At 69.0% G+C, this 26,466-nt stretch carries 24 protein-coding genes; 15 read left to right on the forward strand and 9 right to left on the reverse strand.

What is annotated here, in order from left to right; genetic code table 11:
- Positions 1-83: 83 nt before the first annotated feature.
- Positions 84-1,088 carry an AraC family transcriptional regulator gene (locus BR47_RS0122305; protein WP_231506757.1) on the forward strand — a complete coding sequence of 335 codons (1,005 nt, stop codon included), beginning with the start codon at positions 84-86 and terminating at the stop codon, positions 1,086-1,088.
- Here BR47_RS0122305 and BR47_RS0122310 read toward each other — a convergent pair.
- On the reverse strand, positions 1,076-2,284 hold the full coding sequence (locus tag BR47_RS0122310) for an FAD-dependent monooxygenase (RefSeq protein WP_029120817.1): 1,209 nt from the start codon (positions 2,282-2,284) through the stop codon (positions 1,076-1,078). The genes BR47_RS0122305 and BR47_RS0122310 overlap by 13 nt on opposite strands.
- 48 nt (positions 2,285-2,332) lie before the next feature.
- Between BR47_RS0122310 and BR47_RS0122315 the strand changes: the two genes are divergently transcribed.
- Positions 2,333-4,003 carry a sulfatase-like hydrolase/transferase gene (locus BR47_RS0122315; protein WP_029120818.1) on the forward strand — a complete coding sequence of 557 codons (1,671 nt, stop codon included), beginning with the start codon at positions 2,333-2,335 and terminating at the stop codon, positions 4,001-4,003.
- Here BR47_RS0122315 and BR47_RS0122320 read toward each other — a convergent pair whose 3' ends face one another.
- Positions 4,004-5,218 (reverse strand): serine hydrolase domain-containing protein, encoded by a 1,215-nt coding sequence (locus BR47_RS0122320; RefSeq protein ID WP_029120819.1) that lies wholly within the window; start codon positions 5,216-5,218, stop codon positions 4,004-4,006.
- 111 nt (positions 5,219-5,329) lie between these two features.
- Here BR47_RS0122320 and BR47_RS0122325 point away from each other — a divergent pair, with 111 nt between their 5' ends.
- From BR47_RS0122325 to pyrF, 8 genes are all read left to right on the forward strand, one after another.
- Positions 5,330-6,634 carry an MFS transporter gene (locus BR47_RS0122325; RefSeq protein WP_036427662.1) on the forward strand — a complete coding sequence of 435 codons (1,305 nt, stop codon included), beginning with the start codon at positions 5,330-5,332 and terminating at the stop codon, positions 6,632-6,634.
- Between the two features lie 68 nt (positions 6,635-6,702).
- Positions 6,703-7,275: a bifunctional pyr operon transcriptional regulator/uracil phosphoribosyltransferase PyrR gene (gene pyrR, locus BR47_RS0122330; RefSeq protein WP_020101634.1), complete on the forward strand. Its 573-nt coding sequence runs from the start codon at positions 6,703-6,705 to the stop codon at positions 7,273-7,275.
- Positions 7,272-8,255 carry an aspartate carbamoyltransferase catalytic subunit gene (locus tag BR47_RS0122335; protein ID WP_029120821.1) on the forward strand — a complete coding sequence of 328 codons (984 nt, stop codon included), beginning with the start codon at positions 7,272-7,274 and terminating at the stop codon, positions 8,253-8,255. The genes pyrR and BR47_RS0122335 overlap by 4 nt, the downstream gene beginning before the upstream one ends.
- A complete protein-coding gene (locus tag BR47_RS0122340) occupies positions 8,252-9,571 on the forward strand; it encodes a dihydroorotase (protein WP_029120822.1) in 1,320 nt (439 codons plus the stop codon). The genes BR47_RS0122335 and BR47_RS0122340 overlap by 4 nt, the downstream gene beginning before the upstream one ends.
- Entirely contained in the window at positions 9,568-10,071 is a 504-nt protein-coding gene (locus BR47_RS0122345; protein ID WP_029120823.1) for a PH-like domain-containing protein, read from the forward strand. The genes BR47_RS0122340 and BR47_RS0122345 overlap by 4 nt, the downstream gene beginning before the upstream one ends.
- Positions 10,068-11,195, forward strand: a complete 1,128-nt coding sequence (gene carA, locus BR47_RS0122350; RefSeq protein WP_029120824.1) for a glutamine-hydrolyzing carbamoyl-phosphate synthase small subunit — start codon at positions 10,068-10,070, stop codon at positions 11,193-11,195. Before BR47_RS0122345 ends, carA begins: the two co-directional genes overlap by 4 nt.
- Positions 11,195-14,536: a carbamoyl-phosphate synthase large subunit gene (gene carB, locus BR47_RS0122355; RefSeq protein WP_029120825.1), complete on the forward strand. Its 3,342-nt coding sequence runs from the start codon at positions 11,195-11,197 to the stop codon at positions 14,534-14,536. The genes carA and carB overlap by 1 nt, the downstream gene beginning before the upstream one ends.
- On the forward strand, positions 14,533-15,339 hold the full coding sequence (gene pyrF, locus BR47_RS0122360) for an orotidine-5'-phosphate decarboxylase (RefSeq protein WP_029120826.1): 807 nt from the start codon (positions 14,533-14,535) through the stop codon (positions 15,337-15,339). Before carB ends, pyrF begins: the two co-directional genes overlap by 4 nt.
- Here the strand turns inward: pyrF and BR47_RS0122365 are convergent.
- From BR47_RS0122365 to BR47_RS0122375, 3 genes are all read right to left on the reverse strand, one after another.
- Positions 15,327-16,367: a DUF2330 domain-containing protein gene (locus BR47_RS0122365; protein WP_036427669.1), complete on the reverse strand. Its 1,041-nt coding sequence runs from the start codon at positions 16,365-16,367 to the stop codon at positions 15,327-15,329. The genes pyrF and BR47_RS0122365 overlap by 13 nt on opposite strands.
- 31 nt (positions 16,368-16,398) lie before the next feature.
- Positions 16,399-16,755, reverse strand: a complete 357-nt coding sequence (locus BR47_RS0122370) for a hypothetical protein (RefSeq protein ID WP_029120828.1) — start codon at positions 16,753-16,755, stop codon at positions 16,399-16,401.
- A gap of 209 nt (positions 16,756-16,964) precedes the next feature.
- A complete protein-coding gene (locus BR47_RS0122375; RefSeq protein WP_029120829.1) occupies positions 16,965-17,336 on the reverse strand; it encodes a hypothetical protein in 372 nt (123 codons plus the stop codon).
- Positions 17,337-18,095: 759 nt separating this feature from the next.
- Between BR47_RS0122375 and mihF the strand changes: the two genes are divergently transcribed.
- From mihF to metK, 5 genes are all read left to right on the forward strand, one after another.
- Positions 18,096-18,413 carry an integration host factor, actinobacterial type gene (gene mihF, locus BR47_RS0122380; protein ID WP_011894593.1) on the forward strand — a complete coding sequence of 106 codons (318 nt, stop codon included), beginning with the start codon at positions 18,096-18,098 and terminating at the stop codon, positions 18,411-18,413.
- A 39-nt stretch (positions 18,414-18,452) separates the two neighbouring features.
- Positions 18,453-19,007 carry a guanylate kinase gene (gene gmk, locus BR47_RS0122385; protein ID WP_090562820.1) on the forward strand — a complete coding sequence of 185 codons (555 nt, stop codon included), beginning with the start codon at positions 18,453-18,455 and terminating at the stop codon, positions 19,005-19,007.
- A gap of 75 nt (positions 19,008-19,082) precedes the next feature.
- Positions 19,083-19,376 carry a DNA-directed RNA polymerase subunit omega gene (gene rpoZ, locus BR47_RS0122390; RefSeq protein WP_020101623.1) on the forward strand — a complete coding sequence of 98 codons (294 nt, stop codon included), beginning with the start codon at positions 19,083-19,085 and terminating at the stop codon, positions 19,374-19,376.
- A gap of 19 nt (positions 19,377-19,395) precedes the next feature.
- Positions 19,396-20,655, forward strand: a complete 1,260-nt coding sequence (coaBC, locus tag BR47_RS0122395; protein ID WP_029120831.1) for a bifunctional phosphopantothenoylcysteine decarboxylase/phosphopantothenate--cysteine ligase CoaBC — start codon at positions 19,396-19,398, stop codon at positions 20,653-20,655.
- A gap of 110 nt (positions 20,656-20,765) precedes the next feature.
- Entirely contained in the window at positions 20,766-21,974 is a 1,209-nt protein-coding gene (metK, locus tag BR47_RS0122400) for a methionine adenosyltransferase (protein ID WP_029105265.1), read from the forward strand.
- 50 nt (positions 21,975-22,024) lie between these two features.
- On the opposite strand, the gene BR47_RS0122405 is transcribed toward metK, so the two are convergent.
- The 4 genes from BR47_RS0122405 to BR47_RS0122420 form a co-directional block, all read right to left on the reverse strand.
- Positions 22,025-23,257, reverse strand: coding sequence for an MFS transporter (locus tag BR47_RS0122405; protein ID WP_029105264.1), 1,233 nt, complete (start codon positions 23,255-23,257; stop codon positions 22,025-22,027).
- On the reverse strand, positions 23,257-24,282 hold the full coding sequence (locus BR47_RS0122410) for a PLP-dependent cysteine synthase family protein (RefSeq protein ID WP_225433670.1): 1,026 nt from the start codon (positions 24,280-24,282) through the stop codon (positions 23,257-23,259). Before BR47_RS0122410 ends, BR47_RS0122405 begins: the two co-directional genes overlap by 1 nt.
- A 189-nt stretch (positions 24,283-24,471) precedes the next feature.
- A complete protein-coding gene (lpqS, locus tag BR47_RS31170; RefSeq protein WP_141772257.1) occupies positions 24,472-24,867 on the reverse strand; it encodes a putative copper homeostasis (lipo)protein LpqS in 396 nt (131 codons plus the stop codon).
- A 106-nt stretch (positions 24,868-24,973) separates the two neighbouring features.
- Complete coding sequence (locus BR47_RS0122420) at positions 24,974-26,452, reverse strand: flavin-containing monooxygenase (protein WP_081831364.1); 1,479 nt, start codon at positions 26,450-26,452, stop codon at positions 24,974-24,976.
- Positions 26,453-26,466 lie beyond the last annotated feature (14 nt).

Consider the following 26,466-nt stretch of genomic DNA (forward strand, 5'->3'; position numbering starts at 1 on the left):
GGAGCTAACCGCATGTCGATGGGTGCGCACGAGGGCATCGGTGACCACAATGGGGGGAAAACCGGACACGTGTTGGAGGTGGGGTGGACAGGCAAAGCGCGGCGTTGATCCCGACGTCGGTGCTCGTCAACGTCATCGACGTCGCCGACCGCGCGGGTCTGCCCACGGAACGGTGGCTGGCCGCGGCGGGCCTGACGGCAGCGACGCTCAATTCGCCCGAGACGCGGGTGTCGTTCCGGCAGGCGGCCCTCGTGCTGCGGCATGCGGTGCGCGCCATGCCGGACCGGGGCCTCGGCATCGACGTCGGGGCCCGCGACATGTTCGTGTCGTTCGGCGTGCTCGGACTGGCCATCCGTTCCGCCGAAAACCTCGGCGCGGCAATGCAAGTGGGCCTGGAACTGCACCAGAGCGCCGGCAGTCTGATGGACGTCGGCGCCGAGCTCATCGGTGACACCTTCGCATTGCGCGCCTACGAACGCTCCCCGGAACCGGAGCTGCTGCCGTTCCTGTGTGAGGAGCTGTTCTGCAGCGTGCTGGTCACCGTCCGGACCGTGCTCGAGCTGCCGCAGCAGACGCCGGAGTACGTCCAGGTCAGTTACCCGCCGCCGGTGTATGCGCAGCGGTACCGGGAATTCTTCGGCTGCCCGGTCCTGTTCAACGCCGACGCCAACCGGCTGGCGTTCCCCGACCCGCTGTGGTCGCAGCGGCTACCGCGAGCCGATCCGACGACGCACGCGGTCGCCGTCGCCGCCTGCCGCGACATGGTGACCCAGGGCGAGCAGCCGACCGACGTGGTGCAGACGGTCGAGACGATGCTGCGCGAGAGCGTGCGGGACCCACTGACCATGGCCCAGGTCGCCAAGCGGCTCAACGTCACCGAACGCACCCTGCGGCGCCGCCTCAGTGCCGACGGTCAGCAGTTCATCGCGCTGCGTGACAAGGTGCGCAGTGAACGCGCGCGATATCTGGTGCGCGAGACCGCGATGCCCATTCACGCCATCGCCGCCGAGGTCGGGTTCACCGACCCGCGGGAGTTCCGCCGGGCCTACATCAAATGGACCGGGCACGCCCCGACTCACGACCGATAGTCCGGCAGGTCGATCGACTCGGCGGTGGAGAACCATTTGCGACCGGCGTACAGCCGCAGCGGCCAGCGCTGCACCCACTTCATGGCGGATGCCGCACCGGCGATCTGACGTTCGGTCATCGGCGCATATCCGTCGAGGCCGCCGGGCAGGTCCTGACACCGGTCGACGTACGGCCGCATGACCGCCTCGTAGCGCCGCAACGCCGCCGCGATCCCGGCGGCGTCGAAGGCCGCCGCCGGCCCGAGTTCACCGGCCAACACGTACGCTCCGACCAGCGCCAGGCTGGTGCCCATGCCGGACAGCGGCGACGCACAGTAGCCGGCGTCGCCACACAGCGTGACCCGGCCGGCTGACCAGGTGTCCATGTGTACCTGCACGAAATCGTCGAAATAGAAATCGTCGGATTGTGCTGCGGCACGCAGTAATTCGTCGCAGTACCAGCCGGCGTCGCGGAACCGCTCGGCCAGCAGTGCCCGCTGCGCGTCCAGGTCGCGACGGTCATACTCGATCGGCTCGGACCGGAAGGCCAGACCGGCCTTGGCGCTCGACTCATCGTGCGACGGCCGCAGCGAGGCGTTGAGCCCGCCGGTGGCCTGGAACATCAGGTACCAGCCGTCCAGGCCGATCATGTCCGGTGCGGTGAACCAGGCGTTGTAGCCGCCGAGTCGGCGGATGAACCGCTCTTCCGGCCCGAATGCCAACTGCCGGACCGCGGAATGCGGGCCGTCAGCGCCGACGACGAGGTCGGCCTCCACCACGGAGCCGTCGGTCAGCGTGGCCCGTACCCCGGACTCGTCTTCCTCGAGCACGGAAACCCGCGTGCCGAAGCGGTATTCGGCCACGTCGCTGGTCGCCTGGTAGAGCACATCGGCCAGGTCGCCGCGCAGAATCTCGAGTGCGGAGACGATCCCGTTGCCGCCGAACGCCTCGACCGGCATCTCCGCACGCCGGGTGCCGTCGGCGCGCACCCAGGCGATGCCGCGCTGAAACAAGCAGCGCTCGGTCATCGCCGGCAACAAGCCCATTCGGGTGACCACCTCGCGGCCCGCGCCGCGCAGGTCGACCGTCTGCCCGCCCGGGCGGATGTTCGGCGCCGCCTCGACGATCACCACCCGGTAGCCGTCACGTGCCAGCCAGTGCGTCAGGGCGGGTCCGGCGACCCCGGCGCCGCTGATCAACACGGTCGGTTGTGCCATGTGCGAAAGCCTATGCGCACTGACAGCATTGGCTCCTAGGCTGGCCCCATGGCGGATATCGACCGGCGCACAGTTCTCAAAGGCACGGCGGCGGTGGCGGGGGTGGCCGCGGCGGGGGTCGGTGGTTACCAGCTACTGTCGCGGGGCGGCCGCGAGCATGTGGCGGGCAGACCCAACATCCTGGTGATCATCGTCGACCAGATGCGGGCGCCCCAATGGTTTCCCGACACCAAGCGACTCGGCGAACTACTGCCCAACCTGGACCGGCTGCGGCAGCGCAGCGTGTCCTTCGAGTCCCACTACTCGGCGTCCAACATGTGCACGCCGTCGCGCGGTGTCCTGACCACCGGGCTCTACTCGCACCAGACGGGCTGCCTGTACACCGGGGAAGGCCCCACCGAATCCACCCTGGCGCCGCGCTTCCCGACCTGGGGCACCATGCTGCGTGACCAGGGCTACCGGACCTGGTGGTGGGGGAAATGGCACCTGGGCCACATCTCCGACACCACACCCGACGGCCTCGACGCGCACGGCTTCTCCGGCGGCACATACCCGTCGCCCAACGGTGGCCCGAACCAGGGGCTCAAGGTCGACCACACCATCGTCGACCAGTTCGACGGCTGGTTCGCCGACCACGCGGGCAGCGGCCCGTGGTGCACCACGGTGTCCCTGGTGAACCCGCACGACATCTGCTGGTGGCCGAGAAACCCACTGCCGGACGATGTTCCGCACGTGTTCTCCGGGACACCCGTCAACTTCGAGAACGCCGACGACCTGCGCCGGCGCGGCAAACCGCAGCTGCAGATCGACTACATGAACTTCATGTCGCCGCTGATGACCGGTCCGGTGCCGTATTCGGGTCCCGAGATGGCCGCGCAGTGGGCCCGGTGCCTCGACAACTACCTGTGGCTGCACCAGCAGGTGGACGTCCAGATCGGCCGGGTGCTGGACACGCTCGCCTCGCGCCCCGATGTGGAGCGCGACACCGTCGTTGTGTTCACCTCCGACCACGGCGAGTACGCCGGCTCGCACGGCCTGCGCGGCAAGGGCGCGGCGATCTACGAGGAGTCGATCCGGGTGCCGCTCTACATCCACGACCCGGCCGGTCACCTCACTCCCAAACCGGGCGAGCGCCGTGGACAGCTGACCTCCAGCGTCGACATCGCGCCGCTGCTGCTCACCATTGCGGCCGGTGGCAACGGCTGGCGCTCGGACAGCCGATTCGCGTACCTGCAGGCGCGGGGCGACATCGCCACGATCGCGGCCGATCCGGGTGCGGCGGGCCGCCGGTGGGTGGCTCATGCCACCGACGACATGTCGGTCGAAGAGATGGCGACGCTGATGAAATCGCCTGCGGTGCAGAAGATGTTCGGTGGCGGCGCGGTGCCCACCGAGATACCGACATCGGCGCCCAGCCACATCGTCGCCGTGCGGACGCCCGACGCGAAGTTCGGCCGCTACTCGTACTGGCAGCCCGGCGGCATGGAGGCCGACCGCACCCGCCGCATCGACTACGAGCTCTACGACTACGAATCGCCCTCGGGTGCACAGGAACTCGACAACCAGGCGGGCCGCAGCGGCAAGCAGGCCAAGTTGCAGGGGTTGCTCGAAAACGAGGTGGTGCCCGAGCTGCGGGCACCACTGCCGGCCTGGATGCACGATGCCCAGGAGCAGGGCATGGCCGATATGCAGCGGCTCACCGCCGCCAGGGCCGGCTAGTTACAAGCCCAGCGCCTGGTACGTCCGCTTCACGAATTTCGGTCGCGCCGAACGGAGTTTGGCCTGCGAGGCATTGCCGGCGACAGCTGCCGCGGCATCCACGCTGAGCTCCGGCTGATTCTGGATCAGGTAGATCAGGATCAGGTTCGCGTTCGGGTCGGCCTGCCACCACGTGCCGAAGGCGCCCGGCCAACTGAACGTGCCGGGGCCGCCGGGGCCGAAGAAGGGCGTCGCCTTGGCCTCGTCGGTGACGAGCGACAGGTTCAGTCCGAAGCCGCGGCCGATCCAGAACGGCGCGCCCAGGAAGTTCTGCGACTTCTGTTCGGCGGTCAACCTGTCGGTCCGCATGGACCGCACGGATTCCTCCGACAGCACCCGCACTCCGTCGACCTCGCCGCCGGCCAGCAGCATCCGCGCGAACGTCAGGTAGTCATCGACGGTCGACCAGAGTCCGCCGCCGCCGGCGCAGAAGGTCGGCGGCATCACCTGCGGCGGGCCCATCTTCCCGGGCTGCAGGCGCAGGGCGTCTCCGTCGGCGGCCAGCTGGTACATGGTCGCCGCGCGGCGCCGGCCCGAGTGCGTCACCGCGAATCCGGTGTCGACCATGTTCAGCGGTTTGAAGATGCGCTCCGCCAACACATCTGGCAGCGGCTTGCCCTCGATGCGCGACAGCAGGAAGCCCAGCACGTCGGTCGACTGGCTGTAGGTCAGCGCGTCACCGGGCTGGTGCGCCAGCGGCAGCTGTCCCAGCTCGGCCAGCCAGCGGTCGGGGTCCTGCAGCGACTGCAGCTTGTTGTAGGCCCGGCCCAGTGGCGGCGGCACGGTGAATCCGTAGGCCAGACCGCCGCGGTGGGTCATCAGATCCTCGACGGTGATGGGCCGCCGGGCGGGCACGGACCGGTCCAAGGGTCCGTCGAGGCTCGTCATCACGCGCGGGTTCGCGAGTTCGGGAATCCAGTTCGCGATGGGATCGGTCAGGGCCAGCCGGCCCTCGTCGACCAGCGTCATGGCCGCCGCGACGGTGATCGGCTTGGACATCGACGCGATGCGGAAGACGGTGTCGCGCTCCATCGGCAGCTTGGCTTCCACGTCGCGGTGGCCGAGCGTGTTGACCTGCCGCACCGCGCCGTCCTGCCACACCAGCGTGACCGCGCCGGCCAGCAGGCCGGTGTCGATCGCCGCGCTGACCGATTCGGTGTTCGCGTCGAGATTCACCCCGTCACGTTAACCGGTGGGGGTGGGATGGTCGCGGTACCGTCCGAACCATCGGGAAGGTAGGCGATACTGCCTGACGTGGCTGCAGACGTGTCGACCCCGAGCACACCGATGAACAAGGTGGCGTTCGCCAGTTTCATCGGCACCGCGATCGAGTTCTACGACTTCTACATCTACGGGACGGCCGCGGCGCTGATCTTCCCGCAGGTGTTCTTCCCCAACCTGCCGCCCGCCATGGCGACCATCTCGTCGCTGGCCACGTTCGCGGTCGCATTCCTGGCCCGCCCGATCGGCGCAGCCGTCTTCGGGCATTTCGGAGATCGGCTGGGCCGCAAGAAGACTCTCGTCGCGACGCTGCTCATCATGGGGTTGTCGACCGTCGGTGTCGGCCTGGTGCCCAGCACGGCGTCGATCGGCCTGGCCGCGCCGATCATCCTGCTGACGCTGCGGGTGTTCCAGGGCTTCGCGGTCGGCGGGGAGTGGGCCGGCTCGGCACTGCTCAGTGCCGAGTACGCCCCGGCCGGAAAACGCGGCATGTACGGCATGTTCACGCAGTTGGGCGCCGGCGCGGGTCTGGCCGTCAGCAACCTGGTGGTGCTGATCGCCAACGTGACGATCGGGGAGAAGAGCCCGGTGTTCCTGGACTGGGGCTGGCGGCTGCCGTTCCTGTTCAGCGCCGTGCTGCTGGCCGTGGCGCTGTACGTGCGGTTGACCATCGACGAGACGCCGGTGTTCGTCGCCGAGCAGAAGCGGGGCACCGTGCCCCGCGCTCCGTTCGGAGAGCTGGTGCGCCGGCAGAGCAAGCAGGTGCTGCTCGGTGCCGGCTGCATGGTCGGCATCTTCACCATGAGCTTCCTCGGCGGCACCTACCTGATGAGTTACGCCAGCACCCGCATCCACCATCCGCGGACGCTGATCCTGTCGGTCGGGGTCCTGGCCGGGGTGTCGCTCATGGTGTTCTCGGCGATCTCGGCGGTGCTGTGCGACCGGTACGGGCGGCGCCGCGTCATCCTGGTCGGCTTCGGGCTGGCACTGCCGTGGGCATTCCTCGTCATGCCGCTCATCGACTCCGGCTCGCCGGTGGCCTTCGCGGTGGCGATCGCCGGCATCTTCTGCATCTTCGGGCTCGCCTACGGGCCCATCGGGGCGTTCCTGCCTGAGACGTTCGCCACCCGCTACCGCTACACAGGCGCCGGCATGGCCTTCAATCTCGCCGGGATCGTCGGCGGCGCGCTGCCGCCGCTGGTCGCCGGTCCGCTCGTCGCCGCCCTCGGGAGCTGGGCCGTTGGGCTGCTGATCGCCGTCTTCGTGCTGGTCAGCATCGTCTGCACGCTGGTGTTGCCCGAAACCCGCGGCACCGAGCTCGACGATGCGCGCGGCGACATGCGTGACGGTGACGCCGTGGCGGCCTGCTAAGCTACGCGGCTAGTTAGACGTCCTTTAACGATCCGTCCAGAGAGGCGGAGAAGGAGGTCCGGTGTCTCGTGGGTGACTCCACCGACCGGGAATTGCTGTCCGCTGCCGACGTCGGCCGGACCATCTCGCGCATCGCGCATCAGATCATCGAAAAGACCGCGCTCGACGCGCCCGACGCCCCGCGCGTGGTGCTGCTCGGCATCCCGACCCGCGGCGTCACCCTGGCCGCCCGCATCGCCGAGAAGGTCAAGGAATTCTCCGGCGTCGAGCTGCCGGCCGGTGCGCTCGACATCACGCTCTACCGCGACGACCTGAACTTCAAACCGCCGCGCGCGCTGGCCTCGACCTCGATCCCCGAGGGCGGCATCGACGACGCGACGGTGATCCTCGTCGACGACGTGCTGTACTCCGGCCGCTCCGTGCGCTCGGCCCTGGACGCGCTGCGCGACATCGGCCGCCCCCGCATGGTGCAGCTCGCCGTCCTCGTCGACCGCGGCCACCGCGAGCTGCCCATCCGCGCCGACTACGTCGGCAAGAACGTCCCGACGTCGCGCAGTGAGAACGTCAAGGTGCGGCTGTCAGAGACCGACGGCGGAGACGACCACGTCTCCATTGCCCCCTACGGAGGACCCACCAGGTGAAGCATCTGCTGTCCGCCTCGGACCTGAGTCGCGATGCGGCGACGGCCATCCTCGATGACGCCGACAAGTTCCGGGAAGCGCTGCTGGGCCGCGACGTCAAGAAGCTCCCGACGTTGCGCGGCCGCACCGTCATCACGATGTTCTACGAGAACTCCACCCGCACCCGGGTGTCGTTCGAGGTGGCCGGCAAGTGGATGAGCGCCGACGTCATCAACGTCAGCGCCTCCGGCTCGTCGGTCGCCAAGGGCGAGTCGCTGCGCGACACGGCGCTGACCCTGCGCGCCGCGGGCGCCGACGCGCTGATCATCCGGCACCCGGCTTCCGGTGCGGCACAACAGCTTGCGGCCTGGACCCGTGAAGAGCGTTCCTCGGGGGCAGGAGCGCAGCGACTCGGGGGAAATTCCGGCGGGCCGTCGGTGATCAACGCCGGCGACGGCACTCACGAACACCCGACGCAGGCACTGCTCGACGCGCTGACCATCCGCCAGCGCCTCGGTGGCCTCGAGGGCCGGCGCGTGGTGATCGTCGGCGACATCCTGCACAGCCGGGTGGCGCGCTCCAACGTCTCGCTGCTCTCGACGCTGGGTGCCGAGGTGGTGCTGGTGGCGCCGCCGACGCTGCTGCCCGTCGGGGTCGCCGGCTGGCCGGTGACGGTCTCGCACGACCTGGACGCCGAACTGCCGGCCGCCGACGCGGTCCTGATGCTGCGGGTACAGGCCGAGCGGATGAACGGCGCGTTCTTCCCGTCGGCGCGCGAGTACTCGGTGCGCTACGGGCTGTCCGAGAAGCGCCTGGCCGGGTTGAGCGAGGACACGGTGGTGCTGCACCCCGGTCCGATGCTGCGCGGCATGGAGATCGCCTCGTCGGTCGCCGACTCGTCGCAATCAGCTGTACTGCAACAGGTTTCGAATGGGGTGCATGTTCGTATGGCAGTGCTGTTCCAGCTTCTCGTGGGTGCGGGCCGGGAGGTGATCGCGTGAGTACGGTGATTCGCGGGGTCCGGCTGTACGGCGAGGGTGATCCGATTGACGTGCTGATCGCCGATGGTCAGATTGCCGAAATCGGTAGCGGCCTGACGGGTGACGAGGTCATCGACGCCGCCGGCCAGATCCTGCTGCCCGGCTTCGTCGACCTGCACACCCACCTGCGCGAGCCCGGCCGCGAGTACGCCGAGGACATCGAAACCGGTTCGGCGGCAGCCGCACTCGGCGGTTACACCGCGGTGTTCGCCATGGCCAACACCGACCCCGTCGCCGACACCGTCGTGGTCACCGACCACGTCTGGCACCGCGGGCAGCAGGTCGGCCTGGTCGACGTGCACCCCGTCGGCGCCGTCACCGTCGGACTCGACGGCAAGCAGCTCACCGAGATGGGCCTGATGGCCGCCGGTGCCGGGCAGGTCCGGATGTTCTCCGACGACGGCATCTGCGTCGACGACCCGCTGGTGATGCGCCGGGCGCTGGAATACGCTGCGGGACTTGGTGTCCTGATCGCCCAGCACGCCGAGGAACCGCGCCTGACCGTCGGCGCCGTCGCGCACGAAGGGCCGAACGCCGCCCGGCTGGGACTGGCCGGCTGGCCGCGCTCGGCCGAGGAATCCATTGTCGCCCGAGACGCGATCCTGGCCCGCGACGCCGGTGCCCGGGTGCACATCTGTCACGCCTCCACCGCCGGCACCGTCGAGCTGATCAAATGGGCAAAGGCGCAGGGCATTTCGATCACCGCCGAGGTCACCCCGCACCACCTGTTGCTCGACGACAGCCGCCTCGCGGACTACGACGGCCGCAACCGCGTCAACCCGCCGCTGCGCGAGGCCAGTGACGCCGAGGCGCTGCGCCAGGCCCTGGCCGACGGCGTGATCGACTGCGTCGCAACCGATCACGCGCCGCACGCCGAGCACGAGAAGATGTGCGAGTTCGCCCACGCCCGCCCCGGCATGCTCGGCCTGCAGACCGCGCTGTCGGTGGTGGTCGAGACCATGGTGGCGCCCGGACTGCTCAGCTGGCGCGACGTCGCCCGCGTGATGAGCGAGGCGCCGGCCGCCATCGTCGGCCTGCCCGACCAGGGCCGCCCGCTGGCGGTTGGCGAGCCCGCCAACCTGACCGTGGTGGACCCCGACGCGACCTGGACGGTGCAGGGCACCGGCCTGGCCAGCCGCTCGGACAACACGCCGTACGAATCGATGACGCTGCCCGCCACCGTCACGCTGACGATGCTGCGCGGCAAGGTGACCGCGCGGGACGGGGTCAGCCCGGCGGCGGGCAGGAGCGCAGCGACCGGGGAATCGACGCAGTGAACACAGGGACTCTGATCACCTACCTGGTGCTGGCCGCCGTCCTGGTGGTGCTGCTCGGGTTCGCGATCCGGCAGATGCTCAAGGGCTGGGTGCACCGGGTGCAGCGGCAGGCCGGCGCCGTCGGCCTGCTGCCCGCGCTGCCCGACACCGTGGGACCGGCGATCGTGCCGGCCACCAAGGGCATGTACATCGGCAGCACCTTCGCGCCGAGCTGGCAGGACCGAATCGCGGTGGGCTCGCTCGGGTTTCGCAGCAAGGCCGTGCTGACGCGCTACCCCGAGGGCATCATGCTGCAGCTCACCGGCGGCAGCCCGATCTGGATTCCCGACGAATCCATCACCGCGATCCGCACCGAGCGGGCCATCGCCGGCAAGGTGCTCACATACGACGGGATTCTCGCCATCCGGTGGCAGCTGCCGTCGGGTACCGAGATCGATACCGGATTCCGCAGCGACGACCGTCGCGAACTGGCCAAATGGGTTGAGGAGGACAGCAAGTGACGAGCGAGCAGACCGCCGTACTGGTGCTGGAGGACGGCCGAGTGTTCACCGGAACACCGTTCGGCGCAGTGGGCCAGACGCTGGGTGAGGCGGTGTTCTCCACCGGCATGTCGGGTTACCAGGAGACGCTGACCGACCCGAGCTACCACCGGCAGATCGTGGTGGCCACCGCGCCGCAGATCGGCAACACCGGCTGGAACGGCGAGGACAACGAGAGCCGCGACGACAAGATCTGGGTCGCCGGCTATGTCGTCCGCGACCCGTCGCCGCGCGCCTCCAACTGGCGCGCCACCGGCACTCTCGACGACGAACTGGTGCGCCAGGGCATCGTCGGCGTCGCCGGCGTCGACACCCGCGCCATCGTGCGGCACCTGCGCAACTTCGGCTCGATGAAGGCCGGCGTCTTCTCCGGTCCGGCCCTGGCCGACATCGACACCCTGGTTGACCGGGTCCGCAACCAGCCGTCGATGCTGGGCGCCGACCTGGCCGGCGAGGTCAGCACCGGCGACCGCTACGTCGTCGAACCCGTTGGTGCGGAGCGCTTCTCGATCGCCGCCATCGACCTCGGGATCAAGACCAACACGCCGCGCAACTTCGCCGCCCGCGGCATCCGCAGCCATGTGCTGCCGTCGTCGGTGACGTTCGACGAGGTCGCCGCCCTCAAGGTCGACGGCGTGTTCCTGTCCAACGGCCCGGGTGACCCGGCCACCGCCGACCACATGGTCGAGTTCACCCAGCAGGTGCTCTCGGCCGGAATCCCGTTGTTCGGCATCTGCTTCGGCAACCAGATTCTGGGCCGCGCGCTCGGCCGCTCGACCTACAAGATGACCTTCGGTCACCGCGGCATCAACATCCCGGTCGTGGAGCGGGCCACCGGACGCATCGCGATCACCGCGCAGAACCACGGCTTCGCCCTGGAAGGTGAAGCCGGGGAAGAGTTCGACACCCCGTTCGGCCGCGCCGTGGTGAGCCACACCTGCGCCAACGACGGTGTGGTGGAAGGTGTTTCGCTGCTCGACGGCCGCGCCTTCTCGGTGCAGTACCACCCGGAAGCAGCGGCCGGTCCGCACGACGCCGAGTACCTGTTCGACAAGTTCGCCGATCTCATGGCAGGGGAGAAGTAATGCCACGCCGCTCAGACCTCAACCACGTCCTGGTGATCGGGTCCGGCCCGATCGTCATCGGCCAGGCCTGCGAGTTCGACTACTCGGGCACCCAGGCCTGTCGCGTGCTGCGCGCTGAGGGCCTGCAGGTCAGCCTGATCAACTCCAACCCGGCGACGATCATGACCGACCCGGAGTACGCCGACAACACCTACGTCGAGCCCATCACCCCGGCGTTCGTCGAGAAGATTTTTGCGCAGCAGGCCGAGCGCGGTAACAAGATCGACGCGGTGCTGGCCACCCTCGGCGGGCAGACCGCGCTCAACACCGCGGTCGCGCTGCATGAGAACGGGGTGCTCGAGAAGTACGGCGTCGAGATGATCGGCGCGGACTTCGACGCCATCCAGCGCGGCGAGGACCGGCAGAAGTTCAAGGACATCGTCGCCAAGGTCGGTGGCGAATCCGCCCGCAGCCGGGTCTGTTTCACCATGGACGAGGTCCGCGAGACCGTCGCCGACCTCGGCCTGCCGGTCGTGGTCCGGCCGTCCTTCACCATGGGCGGCCTGGGTTCGGGCATGGCCTACACCAACGAGGACGTCGAGCGGATGGCCGGCGACGGCCTGGCCGCATCGCCTTCGGCCAACGTGCTGATCGAGGAATCGATCTACGGCTGGAAGGAATACGAGCTCGAGCTCATGCGCGATCACCACGACAACGTCGTGATCGTCTGCTCGATCGAGAACTTCGACCCGATGGGCGTGCACACCGGCGACTCGGTGACCGTCGCGCCGGCGATGACCCTGACCGACCGCGAATACCAGATCATGCGCGACCTCGGCATCGCGATCCTGCGCGAGGTCGGCGTCGACACCGGTGGCTGCAACATCCAGTTCGCCATCAACCCGGCCGACGGCCGCCTCATCGTCATCGAGATGAACCCGCGCGTGTCGCGCTCGAGCGCATTGGCTTCCAAGGCAACGGGTTTCCCGATCGCGAAGATCGCCGCGAAGCTGGCCATCGGCTACACGCTGGACGAGATCGTCAACGACATCACCAAGGAAACCCCGGCCTGTTTCGAGCCGACCCTGGACTACGTCGTCGTCAAGGCACCGCGGTTCGCGTTCGAGAAGTTCCCCGGCGCCGACCAGACGCTGACCACCACCATGAAGTCGGTGGGCGAGGCGATGTCGCTGGGCCGCAACTTCATCGAGGCGCTCGGCAAGGTGATGCGCTCGCTGGAGACCAAGCGCGCCGGGTTCTGGACCGGAACCGATCCCGACAAGACGCTCGACGAACTGCTCACCGGACTGCGCACCGCGACCGACGGCCGGCTCTACGACATCGAACAGGCGCTGCGCCTTGGTGGTTCGGTCGAGGTCGTCGCCGAGGCGTCGGGTGTGGATCCGTGGTTCGTCGACCAGATCGCCACCCTGGTGGCGCTGCGCGGCGAACTCGTCGACGCGCCGGTGCTCAACGAGCGTCTGCTGCGCCGCGCCAAGCACAGCGGCCTGTCCGACCGCCAGATCGCCGCGCTGCGGCCGGAATTGGCGGGCGAGGCCGGTGTACGCGCGCTGCGTGAGCGGCTCGGTATCCGGCCGGTGTACAAGACCGTCGACACCTGTGCCGCCGAGTTCGACGCCAAGACGCCGTACCACTACAGCAGCTACGAGCTGGACCCCGCGGCCGAGACCGAGGTGGCCCCGCAGACCGAGAAGCCCAAGGTGCTGATCCTGGGCTCGGGCCCCAACCGCATCGGGCAGGGCATCGAGTTCGACTACAGCTGTGTGCACGCGGCAACCACGTTGAGCCAGGCCGGTTTCGAGACCGTCATGGTGAACTGCAACCCGGAGACGGTCTCGACCGACTACGACACCGCGGACCGGCTGTACTTCGAGCCGCTCACCTTCGAGGACGTGCTCGAGGTGTACCACGCCGAGCAGGCCTCCGGCGCCGGTGGCCCGGGCGTGGTCGGCGTGATCGTGCAGCTCGGTGGCCAGACCCCGCTGGGCCTGGCCGACCGGCTCGAGAAGGCCGGGGTGCCCGTCGTCGGCACCAGCCCCAAGGCCATCGACCTGGCCGAGGACCGCGGCGAGTTCGGTGAGGTGCTGCGCGCCGCCGGCCTGCCGGCTCCGCGCTTCGGCACCGCAACGAGTTTCGAGCAGGCCCGCCGGATCGCCTCCGACATCGGCTACCCGGTGCTGGTGCGCCCGTCGTACGTGCTGGGTGGCCGCGGCATGGAGATCGTCTACGACGAGCAGACCCTGCAGGGCTACATCGAGCGGGCCACCGAGCTCTCGCCCGAGCACCCCGTGCTGGTCGACCGGTTCCTGGAAGATGCCATCGAGATCGACGTCGACGCGCTGTGCGACGGCACCGAGGTGTACATCGGCGGCGTGATGGAGCACATCGAGGAAGCCGGCATCCACTCCGGCGACTCGGCCTGTGCGCTGCCGCCGGTCACGTTGGGCCGCACCGACATCGCCGCCGTGCGCAAGGCCACCGAGGCCATCGCCCACGGCATCGGCGTGGTCGGTCTGCTCAACGTGCAGTACGCGCTCAAGGACGACGTGCTGTATGTCCTGGAGGCCAACCCGCGCGCCAGCCGCACGGTGCCCTTCGTCTCGAAGGCCACCGCGGTGCCGCTGGCCAAGGCGTGCGCCCGGGTCATGTTGGGCGCCACCATCGCTGAGCTGCGGGCCGAGGGCATCCTGGTCGCCGAGGGCGACGGCGCGAGCGTCGCGCCCAACGCGCCGATCGCGGTGAAGGAAGCCGTCCTGCCGTTCCACCGGTTCCGCAAAGCCGATGGCTCGCAGGTGGATTCGCTGCTCGGGCCGGAGATGAAGTCGACCGGTGAGGTCATGGGCATCGACAGCGATTTCGGTACCGCCTTCGCCAAGAGCCAGACCGCGGCCTACGGCTCGCTGCCCTCGGGCGGCACGGTGTTCGTGTCGGTGGCCAACCGCGACAAGCGTTCGTTGGTGTTCCCGGTCAAGCGCCTGGCCGACCTCGGCTTCCGGGTGCTGGCCACCGAGGGCACCGCGGAGATGCTGCGCCGCAACGGCATTCCGTGCGAGGTCGTCCGCAAGAACTTCGAAGAGCCCAGCCCGGACCGCCCGGCGATGTCGGCGGTCGACGCCATCAAGGCCGGCGAGGTCGACATGGTGATCAATACGCCGTACGGCAACTCGGGTCCGCGCATCGACGGCTACGAGATTCGCTCGGCCGCGGTGTCGGCCAGCATCCCGTGTGTGACGACGGTGCAGGGCGCGTCGGCCGCGGTGCAGGGCATCGAGGCCGGTATCCGCGGTGACATCGGCGTGCGGTCGCTGCAGGAGCTGCACAGCCAGTTGGGCGCCAAGTGAGCTTCGGCTCGCGGTTGCGGGCCGCCATGGCACAGCGGGGTCCGCTGTGCCTGGGCATCGACCCGCACCCGGAGCTCCTGACGGCGTGGGGTCTGCCGGTGTCGGCCGACGGCGTCGCGGCGTTCAGTGACATCTGCGTCGAGGCGTTCGCGGGCTTCGCGATCGTCAAGCCGCAGGTCGCGTTCTTCGAGGCCTACGGTTCGGCGGGCTTCGTCGTGCTGGAACGGACCATCGCCCGGCTGCGGGAGGCCGGCGTCCTGGTGCTGGCCGACGCCAAGCGCGGTGACATCGGCTCGACCATGGCCGCCTACGCGCAGGCGTGGGCGGGCGATTCGCCGCTGGCGGCCGACGCGGTGACGGCGTCGCCGTACCTCGGCTTCGGCTCACTGCAGCCGCTGCTCGACGTCGCGGCCGCCCACGGCCGCGGGGTGTTCGTACTGGCCGCCACGTCCAATCCGGAGGGTGCGTCGGTGCAGCGCGCGGTGGCGGGCGAGCGCACCGTGGCGCAGGCGATCGTCGACGATGTCGCAGCGGTGAATGCCGCGGGCGACGGCTCGGTGGGCGTCGTCGTCGGTGCCACGTTGGCCGAGGTCCCCGATCTGTCGCAGCTCGGCGGTCCGGTGCTGATGCCCGGCGTCGGCGCGCAGGGCGGTCGCCCGGACGCGCTGGCCGGGCTCGGCGGCGCGCGGCCGGGCACCTTGCTGCCCGCGGTGTCGCGTGAGGTGCTGCGGGCCGGGCCGGATGTCGCGGCCGTGCGGGCCGCGGGGGAGAAGCTCCGCGACGCTGTGGCCTACTTGGCCTGACGCCTGCGGCGGCGCGTCCACAGCACCGTGACCAGCAGTGCGCCGGCGACCGCGGCCGCGAGCAGGGCCAGGCCCGTGACGTCGCCGCGGTTGCGGGTCCGGTAGATCACCTGGGCGTAATCGGAATCGGTTGCGGCCGTGGCAAATACGTAGTCGCCGTCGATGCGCTGCGGCTCGTCGAGGCGGTCGGTCCAGCGGGTCAGGTAGTGGCCCCGGTACTCGGCGAGCGCCGGTGTGTCGACGCGTCCGGCGTATTGCAGCGTCGGCGCGTTGCCGGGCACGGGCACCGCGCGGGGATCCATCCGGTGGTCGGCCAGCACGTACAGATCGACCCGCTGCGGCGCCGTCGCCGATCGGGACAGCCGCATCGGATACACGGCGGTGTCCGAGGCGAACGACAGCCGCAGGGGCTGCAGGTTCCCCGACAATGTCGCGCCGGCGGCATCGGGGGCGAGCTGGATCGCGACGATCTCCCAGCGGTCCGCGACGTACGGCGCCAGGTTGGCATCGAGGCCGTCGGGGTGGGGAAAGCCCTTGGCGGCCAGCCAGCCGGCGAGCGCCGCGGGGTCGTCGCCGGCCAGGCGCGTGACGTCGAACGGTCCGATCCGCTGACTGCCCAGCACACTGACGCCACCGGGTCGCGCACCCGCACTCTCGAGCTTGCCTCGTGAACCCTCGGTGAGCCAGTCGAAGGTGGGCCACCAGCTGTCCCGGTATTCGACCCGCGGCGCGGTGATACGAGCCAGCTCGGTGAACACTCCCGCGTCGCCCAACGTCACGTGTGCGGCCGACGGCACGGGCATCACCCAGGCGGCCCGATCCGAGGCGCCGCGCACCCCGAACGACATCAGGATGTCCTCGTTGCGGCCGTCCCAGGCGATCATCGCCCGCTCGTCGACGACGGCGGCGCCCGCGCGGTCCGGGATGTAGGCGCCGCAACCGCAGGCCCATGCCGGAGCCGCGATGTTCGCCGTCAGGGTGGCGAACAGCAGCATCAGGACGCACAGCGACCGGTACGCGACAGCCATCGGCATGAACGTACCGGCCATGCGCCTCAGGTCACAGCGGAATCCAGATCGGCCCGAGCCAGAAGCCCCAGGCACTGAAGCGGGGCTCGAACACCGGGTTCACCCACTGGCCGTTGTAGCTGAACGGCTGGTGGTCGAAGCGGCCGTCATCGATGCCGCGGCCACGCCAGTCCCGGCCGCGGTCATCGCGCCAGCCGTCGCGATCGTCATGCCAATCAACGCCGCGCTGCCAGCCGCCGCGGTCGTCGCGGTGGTCGCCATGGCCCCCGCACGGTGCGCCCGGCCCGCACCAGTCGGCGCTCGCGGTTGCCAGGCCGATGCCGAAGAGGCCGGCGGCCCCGATGCCGGCGGCCAGAGTGGATGCGGTCAATGCCTGCTTGATCTTCATGCCGCTGACGCTATGGGAGTTCGATGGGCGTGCACTTAGCTGTACTTAGGTGTGTGCTGTGCGTGCGGCCGTGGTGCGGGAACGGTTCCGGTAGACCTGTGAACATGTTGTGCGGCAGCGATTTTGGCACGCCGTTCCGAATACGACGAGACGGCCCACCACAGGATGTGGCGGGCCGTCTCGTTGCTGGAACGATCAGCGGGCGTCGATCACAGCGGAATCCAGATGGGGCCGAGCCAGAAGCCCCAGGCGTTGTGGCCGTTGTCCCATACCGGGTTCACCCACTGGCCGTTGTAGTCGAAGGGCTGGTGGTCGAAGCGGGCATCGTCGATGCCGCGGTGCTGCCAGTCGCGGCCCTGGTTGTCGTGCCAGTTGTCGTCACGGCCGACGGGTGCCGCCGGGCCGCGGTTGTCACCCGGGCCACGATTGTCGCCCGGGCCGCGGTTGTCGTGCTGGCCGCACGGCGCGTTCGGCGGGCAGCCCGGATCGGCAGTGGCGCCGGCCAGGCCGACCCCGAACAGCCCGGCGACGCCGATGCCGGCGGCCAGGGTGGATGCGGTCAACGCTCGTTTGAGTTTCATGGCTGCTCAGTCCTCCTCGTGATGGGTTCGCCATTGAAGTTAGGACCGCCTAATGTGCGCCCACTTTGGTGTCGTTAGGTGTGTGCTGTGCATGCCGCAACGGTTCGGTCACCGGGCGCTGATCGTCGCCTGTGGAGCACATGACCAGATGGGAAAACGTTGGGCAGGAAACGGTTTCATCACAAGACGGTCTTCGGGTCGAGGTGGGCGAGCCCGGCCACATCGTTGCGTCGGGCCGAGCCCGAGTTTGCGGAGGCTGCGTGGCGCCGCTCAGCTGCGGTGCGCCGCCCGTGTTGCGGGGTGCGCAACCGGTCGCCGAACCGGCAAAAAAGCCCTCGATTTGGGCGGTCCAACCGCCCAAATCGGCCGTCGGCGGCGCCCGGCAGTGCACCGACCCGTTCAGCCCGGCACCGACACGCCCGACACGCCGTGACCTGCGAAAATTTTCCTGATAAACGCCGGATGGCGGCCCGAAAAACGGCCGGACGCGGTCCCGGCCGCGCGGCCGTCATCCCACTGAGTGCTCAAAACCCTTGATACGCAGGCAGATCTGTGGCTGCAGTACCCCGAAACCGGCCTTGTCGAGCTTGCACTTCGCGGCCATCCGGAGCCGCCGTTCGCACTACACGCTGGGGTTTTAGCTTCGTTACCCGGGGGGTGGGGTTAGCGCTTGTCGGGAAGCGTGGGTACGGTCGTCGTCGCTGGCTGGTTCACCCCAGCCGTGACAGAAATTATTTGACGGAGAATCGGAGGAACCCCGTGGCCCTTCCCCAGTTGACCGACGAACAGCGCGCGGCAGCGTTGGAGAAGGCTGCTGCCGCACGTCGAGCACGTGCCGAGTTGAAAGACCGGCTCAAGCGCGGCGGCACCAACCTCAAGCAGGTCCTGACGGACGCCGAGACCGACGAGGTCCTCGGCAAGATGAAGGTTTCCGCTCTGCTGGAAGCCCTGCCCAAGGTCGGCAAGGTCAAGGCGCAGGAGATCATGACCGAGCTGGAGATCGCTCCGACCCGCCGTCTGCGCGGCCTGGGCGACCGTCAGCGCAAGGCCCTGCTGGAAAAGTTCGACTTTTCCTGATCTGACGCAAGACTGACGAGCAGTAGGGGCCGGACGGCAATGAACCGTGTTGTTGTGCTGTCCGGCCCCTCTGCCGTGGGCAAATCCACGGTCGTGCGCTGCCTGCGTGAGCGGGTGCCCGACCTGCATTTCAGTGTCTCCGCCACGACGCGTGCGCCGCGTCCGGGCGAGGTCGACGGTGTCGACTACACATTCGTCTCGGCCGACGAGTTCCAGCGCCTCATCGATGACGGCGAGCTGCTCGAATGGGCCGAAATCCACGGGGGACTGCAGCGCTCCGGCACCCCCGCCCGCCCGGTCCGGGAAGCCATCGCCGCTGGTCGGCCCGTCCTCATCGAGGTCGATCTGGCCGGCGCCCGGGCCGTCAAAGAGGCCATGCCCGAGGTACTGACGGTGTTCCTCGCGCCGCCCAGCTGGGAAGCGCTCGAGAGCCGTCTCATCGGTCGCGGCACCGAAAGCGCCGAGGTGCAGGCCCGCCGCCTGGACACCGCGCGGGCCGAACTGGCCGCTCAGGACAGTTTCGATGTGACTGTTGTGAACAGTCAGTTGGAATCCGCCTGTGCAGAATTGGTATCCTTGCTGGTGGGCCGCTGAGCGGTCTGCGCTCTACCGCACAGATATCGCTGATAGCGACGCCATCAACACAGACCAACGCCGGGAGAATCCTTCGTGAGCACCACTGTCGAGAGCATCGACTCCGACGCCGCCATCGCCTACGACACGCCGCTGGGTATCACCAACCCGCCGATCGACGAGCTGCTGGATCGCGTGTCGAGCAAGTACGCGCTGGTCATCTACGCCGCGAAGCGGGCGCGCCAGATCAACGACTACTACAACCAGCTCGGTGACGGCATCCTCGAGTACGTCGGCCCGCTGGTCGAGCCGGGCCTGCAGGAGAAGCCGCTGTCGATCGCCATGCGCGAGATCCACGGCGACCTGCTCGAGCACACCGAGGGCGAGTAAGGCCGCGTAGGCGCCGAACATGGCCGACCGCAAACGCATCGTCGTCGGAGTCGCCGGAGGTATCGCCGCCTACAAGGCGTGCACCCTGGTTCGTCAGCTGAGCGAGGCCGGCCACTCGGTCCGCGTCGTGCCGACCGAGTCGGCGCTCAAGTTCGTCGGCGCCGCCACGTTTGAGGCACTGTCCGGCAATCCCGTGCACACGGGAGTGTTCGAGGACGTCTCCGAGGTGCCCCACGTCCGGTTCGGCCAGCAGGCCGACCTGGTCGTGGTCGCACCGGCCACCGCCGACCTGATGGCGCGCGCGGTGGCGGGCCGCGGCGACGATCTGCTGACCGCCACGCTGCTCACCGCGCGCTGTCCGGTGCTGTTCGCCCCGGCGATGCACACCGAGATGTGGATGCACCCGGCCACCGTCGAGAATGTCGCGACTTTGCGGCGCCGCGGGGTCGTGGTGCTGGACCCCGCCTCCGGACGCCTCACCGGCGCCGACAGCGGTGCGGGACGGCTGCCTGAGGCCGAAGAGATCACCACGTTCGCGCAGCTCCTCCTCGAGCGCGGCGACGCGCTGCCCCGTGACCTGGCCGGGGTCAAGGTCGTCGTCACCGCCGGCGGAACCCGCGAGGCCATCGATCCGGTGCGCTTCATCGGCAACCGCAGCTCCGGCAAGCAGGGCTACGCCGTCGCACGCGTGATGGCCCAGCGCGGTGCCGAGGTCACCCTGATCGCCGGCAACACCGTCGGCCTGGCCGACCCGGCGGGCGTCGACGTCGTGCACATCAGCTCGGCAGCCCAGCTGCGGGACGCGGTGTTCAAGTACGTGTCCGATGCACACGTCCTCGTGATGGCCGCCGCGGTCGCGGACTTCCGTCCCACCGAGGTAGCGACCACCAAGATCAAAAAGACGCACGGCCCCGGCGAAACCGACGGCGCCCCCGTCATCGAACTGACCCGGACCGACGACATCCTCGCCGGCGCGGTGCGCGCCCGCACCGACGGTCAGCTGCCCAACCTGCGCGCCATCGTCGGATTCGCCGCCGAGACCGGCGACGCCAACGGCGACGTGCTGTTCCACGCCCGGGCGAAGCTGCAACGTAAAGGCTGTGACCTGCTGGTTGTCAACGCGGTGGGGAACGGCAAGGCCTTCGAGGTCGACGTCAACGACGGCTGGTTGCTGGCGGCGGACGGGGCCGAGTCGGCGCTGGAGCACGGGTCCAAGACCCTGATGGCCAGTCGCATCGCCGATGCGATCGCAGCCTTCCTGCGTGGCAAGGACGAATGAACAACGCCTGACCGCATCGCGGGACGGGTTTGCTGTGCAGGGGTACACGACAGTTGTTGGCCGGGCGTGGATATTATGCGCGGACCAAAGTTTTGGAAGGGATTTGCGACGTGAGTGAAGGTCGGCTGTTTACCAGCGAGTCAGTGACCGAAGGACATCCGGACAAGATCTGTGACGCCATCAGCGATTCGGTGCTCGACGCACTCCTCGCGCAGGATCCCAAGTCGCGGGTTGCGGTGGAGACCCTGGTGACCACGGGTCAGGTGCACGTCGTGGGCGAGGTGACCACCAGCGCCAAAGAGGCGTTTGCCGACATCCCACTGATCGTCCGTGACCGGATCCGCCAGATCGGCTACGACCACTCCGACAAGGGCTTCGACTACGCCACCTGCGGCGTGAACATCGGCATCGGCGCGCAGTCCCCGGACATCGCCGCCGGCGTCGACACCGCGCACGAGGCACGCGTCGAGGGCGCCGGCGACCCGCTGGACGCGCAGGGCGCCGGCGACCAGGGCCTGATGTTCGGCTACGCCATCAACGACACCCCCGAGCTGATGCCACTGCCGATCGCGCTGGCGCACCGGCTGTCGCGCCGCCTCTCCGAGGTCCGCAAGAACGAGACCGTCGACTACCTGCGACCCGACGGCAAGACCCAGGTCACCATCGAGTACCGCGACAACGTCCCGGTGCGCCTGGACACCGTGGTGCTGTCGACCCAGCACGCCGAGGGCGTCGACCTGGACGGCACGCTGGCCCCCGACATCCGTCGCCACGTCGTCGAGACCGTGCTGGCCGACCTGGCCCACGACACCATGGACACCTCCGACTTCCGGCTGCTGGTCAACCCGACCGGCAACTTCGTCGTCGGTGGCCCGATGGGTGACGCCGGTCTGACCGGCCGCAAGATCATCGTCGACACCTACGGCGGCTGGGCCCGCCACGGCGGCGGCGCCTTCTCGGGCAAGGACCCGTCAAAGGTGGACCGCAGCGCGGCGTACGCGATGCGCTGGGTGGCCAAGAACGTCGTCGCCGCCGGCCTGGCCGACCGCGTCGAGGTCCAGGTCGCCTACGCCATCGGCAAGGCCGCCCCGGTGGGTCTGTTCGTCGAGACCTTCGGCACCGAGCACTTCGACCCGGCCCGCATCGAGAAGGCCATCACCTCGGTCTTCGACCTGCGTCCCGGCGCCATCATCCGCGACCTGGACCTGCTGCGCCCGATCTACGCGCCGACCGCCGCGTACGGCCACTTCGGCCGCACCGACATCGAACTGCCGTGGGAGCAGCTCGACAAGGTCGACGACCTGAAGGCTTCGGTCTAAGCCCGTCACGAACACAAATGCCCCCGCAGTGCGGGGGCATTTGTGTTGGATCAGCCGACCGGCTGTGGTTCCAGTCGACGGCTTCGGTGCAGCGCCAGGGCGACCAGCAGGCTGATCGCCGTGAGCGACACCCAGATCAGTTCCGGCCGGCCGGCATGACGCGCCGTCTCCATCAGCGCACCCGTGGCGAGATTGCCCACCAGGATGCCGATGCCGACGATGGTGTTGTAGAAGCCGTAGTACGTCGCGACCAGCCGGTCGCCGGCCAGTGACACCACGGTGTCCATCTCGAACGGATAGACCGCGGCCGAGCCGACGGCCAGCAGCGCGGCTGTCGCCAACAGCGCCGCCACCGCGGCCGGCTGTCCCCACCGGTCGTCGGGCACCACGATCAGCGGGACGAACGCCGCCGCGAGCACCAGCACGCCGATGGTCAGCGACTGGGCACGGCCGTAGCGTGTCGTGAACCAGGCCGTGATGCGGATCTGGCCACCGATGGCGACGAGTCCCGACACCGCGAAAACTGCTGCCACGATGGCCGATTCATGGTGCGGCGACAACACCGCGGCATGTAGCGGCAGCGCCAGGTACACCTGGAACGTCACCACGTAGGTGCCCACCATCGACGCCGCGAACAGCAGGAACGGGCGGTTGTCCAGGACAGTGCGCCAGTCGTGCAGGACCGAGACCCGTTCGGCGACAGCGTGATCAGCATGGTCTTTCGGCAGCGCGAACAGCTGCGCGATGGTCAGCACCGCGAACACCACCGCCGCCATGCCCGCCGTCACCCGGAAGTCCAGCGCCATCAGGGCCAGTCCCACCAGCGGGCCGGCGAGGATGCCGCCCTGGTAGAAGACGTTGAACACCGTGAACGCCGCGACCCGCCGCTCGCCGGAGTCCGCGGCCAGGTAGGCCCGCACTGCGGGATTGAACAGTGCCCCCGCGAAACCGGTTGCCGCCGAGGCGATCAGCAGCGCGGGGAGGGAATGCGCGACCGCCAGCATGCCGAACGCGGCCGTGCGCAACAGGCAGCCCGCCACGATCAGCGGTTTGTAGCCGAGCCGGTCGGCCAGCGTCCCACCGACGATGAACATGCCCTGCTGCGAGAAGTTCCGTACCCCGAGCACCAGCCCGACGGCCCAGCCGGCCAGGCCGAGCGGGCCGGCCAGGTACCCGGCCAGATACGGCATCAGCATGTAGAAGCCGAGGTTGATGCCGAACTGGTTGAGCATCAGCACCCGGCTGGGCCAGCCGAAGCTGCGGAACTGGGTGAGCACTTCCATCACCGCGATGCCGCGTCGGGCCTGCGCACCGTCGTGCAGCGTGTCCACGAATCCACCACGCGCTCAGCGTGGTCCGCGATCACCGCGGGCTCGGCGGGCGGCTCGATGCCGAGCAGGTTGTGCCGGCGGCAGTAGTCGTCGTTGTAGACGGTGTCGAAATACCGTTGCGGCCCATCGGGAAAGATCGCGGCGATCGTGGTGTCCGCGTCATGGTGGCGCGCTGCCCAACCGGCGACCAGCGCGACCGCGCCGCCGCTCCAGCCGCTGCTGGCATAGCTGGTCGAGGCCAGCGCCCGGCACGCCCACACCGCCTCGGCGGGCGCCACCCAGTGCACTTCCGAGAACGCGTCGTAGTCGACGTTGTCCGGGTAGATGCTCGACCCCAGGCCGCGCATCAGCCTGCTCTGCGCGGGCTGGCCGAAGATGGTCGACCCGATGGTGTCGACGCCGATCAGCGACAGGTCGGGATTGAACTCGCGCAACACTTTTGCCACCCCGGCCGAATGCCCGCCGGTGCCGACCGAGCACACCAGGATGTCGATGGAGCCCAGCTGAGACTGCAATTCGAGGGCCAGATCGCGGTACGCGTCGACGTTGTCGGGGTTGTTGTACTGGTCGGGGTACCAGGCGGTGGGGTCGCCGGCCAGAATCTGGGCCACCCGGTCGCGGCGGGCCTGCTGCCAGCCGCCCGTCGGGTGCGGCTCGGTGACCAGGTCGATGTCGGCGCCGTACGCGGCCAGCATGCGCAGCATCATCGGTTCCATGCCCGGATCGGTCACCAGCGTCACCGGGTGCCCGTACACAGTGCCGGCCAAGGCGAGGCCGAGACCGAGTGTGCCGCTGGTGGATTCCACGATCCGGGCGCCGGGCAGCAGGTCGCCGCGGGCCCGGCCGCGTTCGACCATGTACATGGCGGGCCGGTCTTTCATGCCGCCGGGGTTGACGCCTTCGAGCTTGGCCCAGAAGCCGCGGTCGTCGGTGGTGAACGGGGCGGCGATCCGCAGCACCGGGGTGCCGCCGACCATGGTGCCGGGCCGGTCGTAGCGGGCCAGCCGGCACGGTCCCGACGCCGGTCGGGAGGATTTTCTGGGCAGGGTGAGATTGGTCGAATTGTTCATGGGTGCATCACTTTTCGCGTCATGCCGCGGTGCGGCAGCGGGATCGGACAGCAGTCACCGATCAGCCACGAAATGTGGCCGATCTGCGCTGGCCGATCAGCGTCGGGAGATGCAGAGCCGGGTCAGGACCGCCCGGCCGGTGTGAGTCACGGCCGCCTGACGGGGCGGGCCCCGACCGGTGACCGGCGTCAGTGCGCACCAGCACACCATCGCGACGCAGACAGCGACCGCGAGGCCGAGAGCCAGGAGCGTGGAGGCCGACCGGGGGAGGCCGATCATCAGATCCGGGGCCGACGGGATCGAATTGTCGCGCAGGTGTGGATGTTCGGCGGTCACCGACGGCAGCGTGTGGCCCGGTGCCACGAGGACGGGGGCCGCATGGGGATGCGCCGCGGCAGCGGGCTTGATGCCCAGCTGCGTGCCGATCCCGAGGCCCAGCAGCGCGACGAGCAGCAGGGTCGCTGCCCGCCATCGCATCGGCCGGGTCGTCACCTTCGCGACTGTACCGACGATTCAGCGCCTATAACCGTGCCGATGCCAACGCATGCGGAAAAGTTATCGGCTTCAAATCACTTTCATATCCGCGGCGGCGGGAATGTCAGGCGCTGAACTCGTAGTCGTCGAGGTCGAAGCGGCGGCTGCGGACGTAGGCCTCCACCGTGGTGGCCGGCCGTAGTGGCACGTCGCCGTTCTTGTCGAAGTAGTAGCTGTTGGCCGACTGGCAGCTGTCCTGCCAGAACACCTGGCGGTGGCGCTTGCGCATCATCTCGTCGAAGTAGCGGTCGTTGGCCTCCTGCGAGACCTCCACCCGGTGGGCGCCAAGCTTTTCCGCGCGTTGCAGGCACCGCACGATGTGGTGGGTCTGGGCTTCGATCAGCGCGAAATACGACGAACCCACGTAGCCGTACGGCCCCATGACGGTGAAGAAATTCGGGAAACCGGGGATGCTGACGCCCTCATAGGCCTGCAGCCGCTGCGTCTCCCAGAACTCGCCGAGGGTATGGCCGCCGGCGCCGGTGACGGGGAACGTCGGCACGCTGTCGACGTCCATCACCTTGAACCCGGTGGCCAGGATCAGCACGTCCACGTCATGCTCCTGGCCGTCGGCGGTGCGTACCCCGGTCGGCGTGATGCGCTCGATGGATTCGGTTACCAGGCTGACGTTTTCGCGGTTGTAGGTCGCCAGGTAGCTGTTGTGGAAGCCGGGTCGTTTGCAGCCCACGGCGTAACGCGGCGTCAGCTTGTCCCGCACCACCGGGTCGTGGACCTCGCGGCGCAGGAACGACCGGCCCATCCGGGCCGCGCCGTCCGCCAACGGGAAGACGCTGTAGTACTGCGCCGACAGCGGGAAGGTCAGCTCGACGTAGGCCTGGCTGGCCAGGCGCTGCAGCGTCTTGCCGCCGGGAATGCGCATGGCCCACCGAGCCGGGGCCGGCAGCGGGAGGTCGAGTTTCGGGAAGCACCAGATCGGCGTCCGCTGAAACACCGTGAGATGCTCCACGATCGGGGCGATCTCGGGGATCACCTGGACCGCCGAGGCACCGGTGCCGATGATCGCGACGCGCTTGCCACGCAGGTCGATGCTGCTGTCCCAGCGTGCGGTGTGCAGCGTGATGCCGGCGAAGTCGTTGACGCCGTCGATGTCCGGCGGCTTGGGCACCGTCAGGACGCCACTGCCGTTGATCAGGAACCGTGCGGTGACGGTGCCGCCGCTGGTGTGCACGCGCCACAGGTCGGCGTCCTCGTCGTACTCGGCGCCGGTGACCTCGGTGCCGAACCGGATGCGGTCCCGCAGTCCGTACTTGTCGACGCAGTGCTCGGCGTACGCCTTGAGCTCGTGGCCCTTGGCGTAGGTGCGCGACCAGTCGGCGCTCTGCTCGAAGGAGAACTGGTAGGAGAACGACGGAATATCCACGGCGACACCGGGATAGGTGTTCCAGAACCAGGTGCCGCCGGGCCCGGAGCCGGCTTCGAGAATCCGGTAGTCACCGAGCCCGGCGCGGTCGAGCAGGATGCCGGCGCCGATCCCGGAGAAACCGGCGCCGACGATCACCGTTTGGACATCAGGCGTTGTCATGGGTCCATACTTGC

The sequence above is a fragment of the Mycobacterium sp. UNC410CL29Cvi84 genome (assembly GCF_000686745.1).
Lineage (GTDB): Bacteria > Actinomycetota > Actinomycetes > Mycobacteriales > Mycobacteriaceae > Mycobacterium > Mycobacterium mucogenicum_B.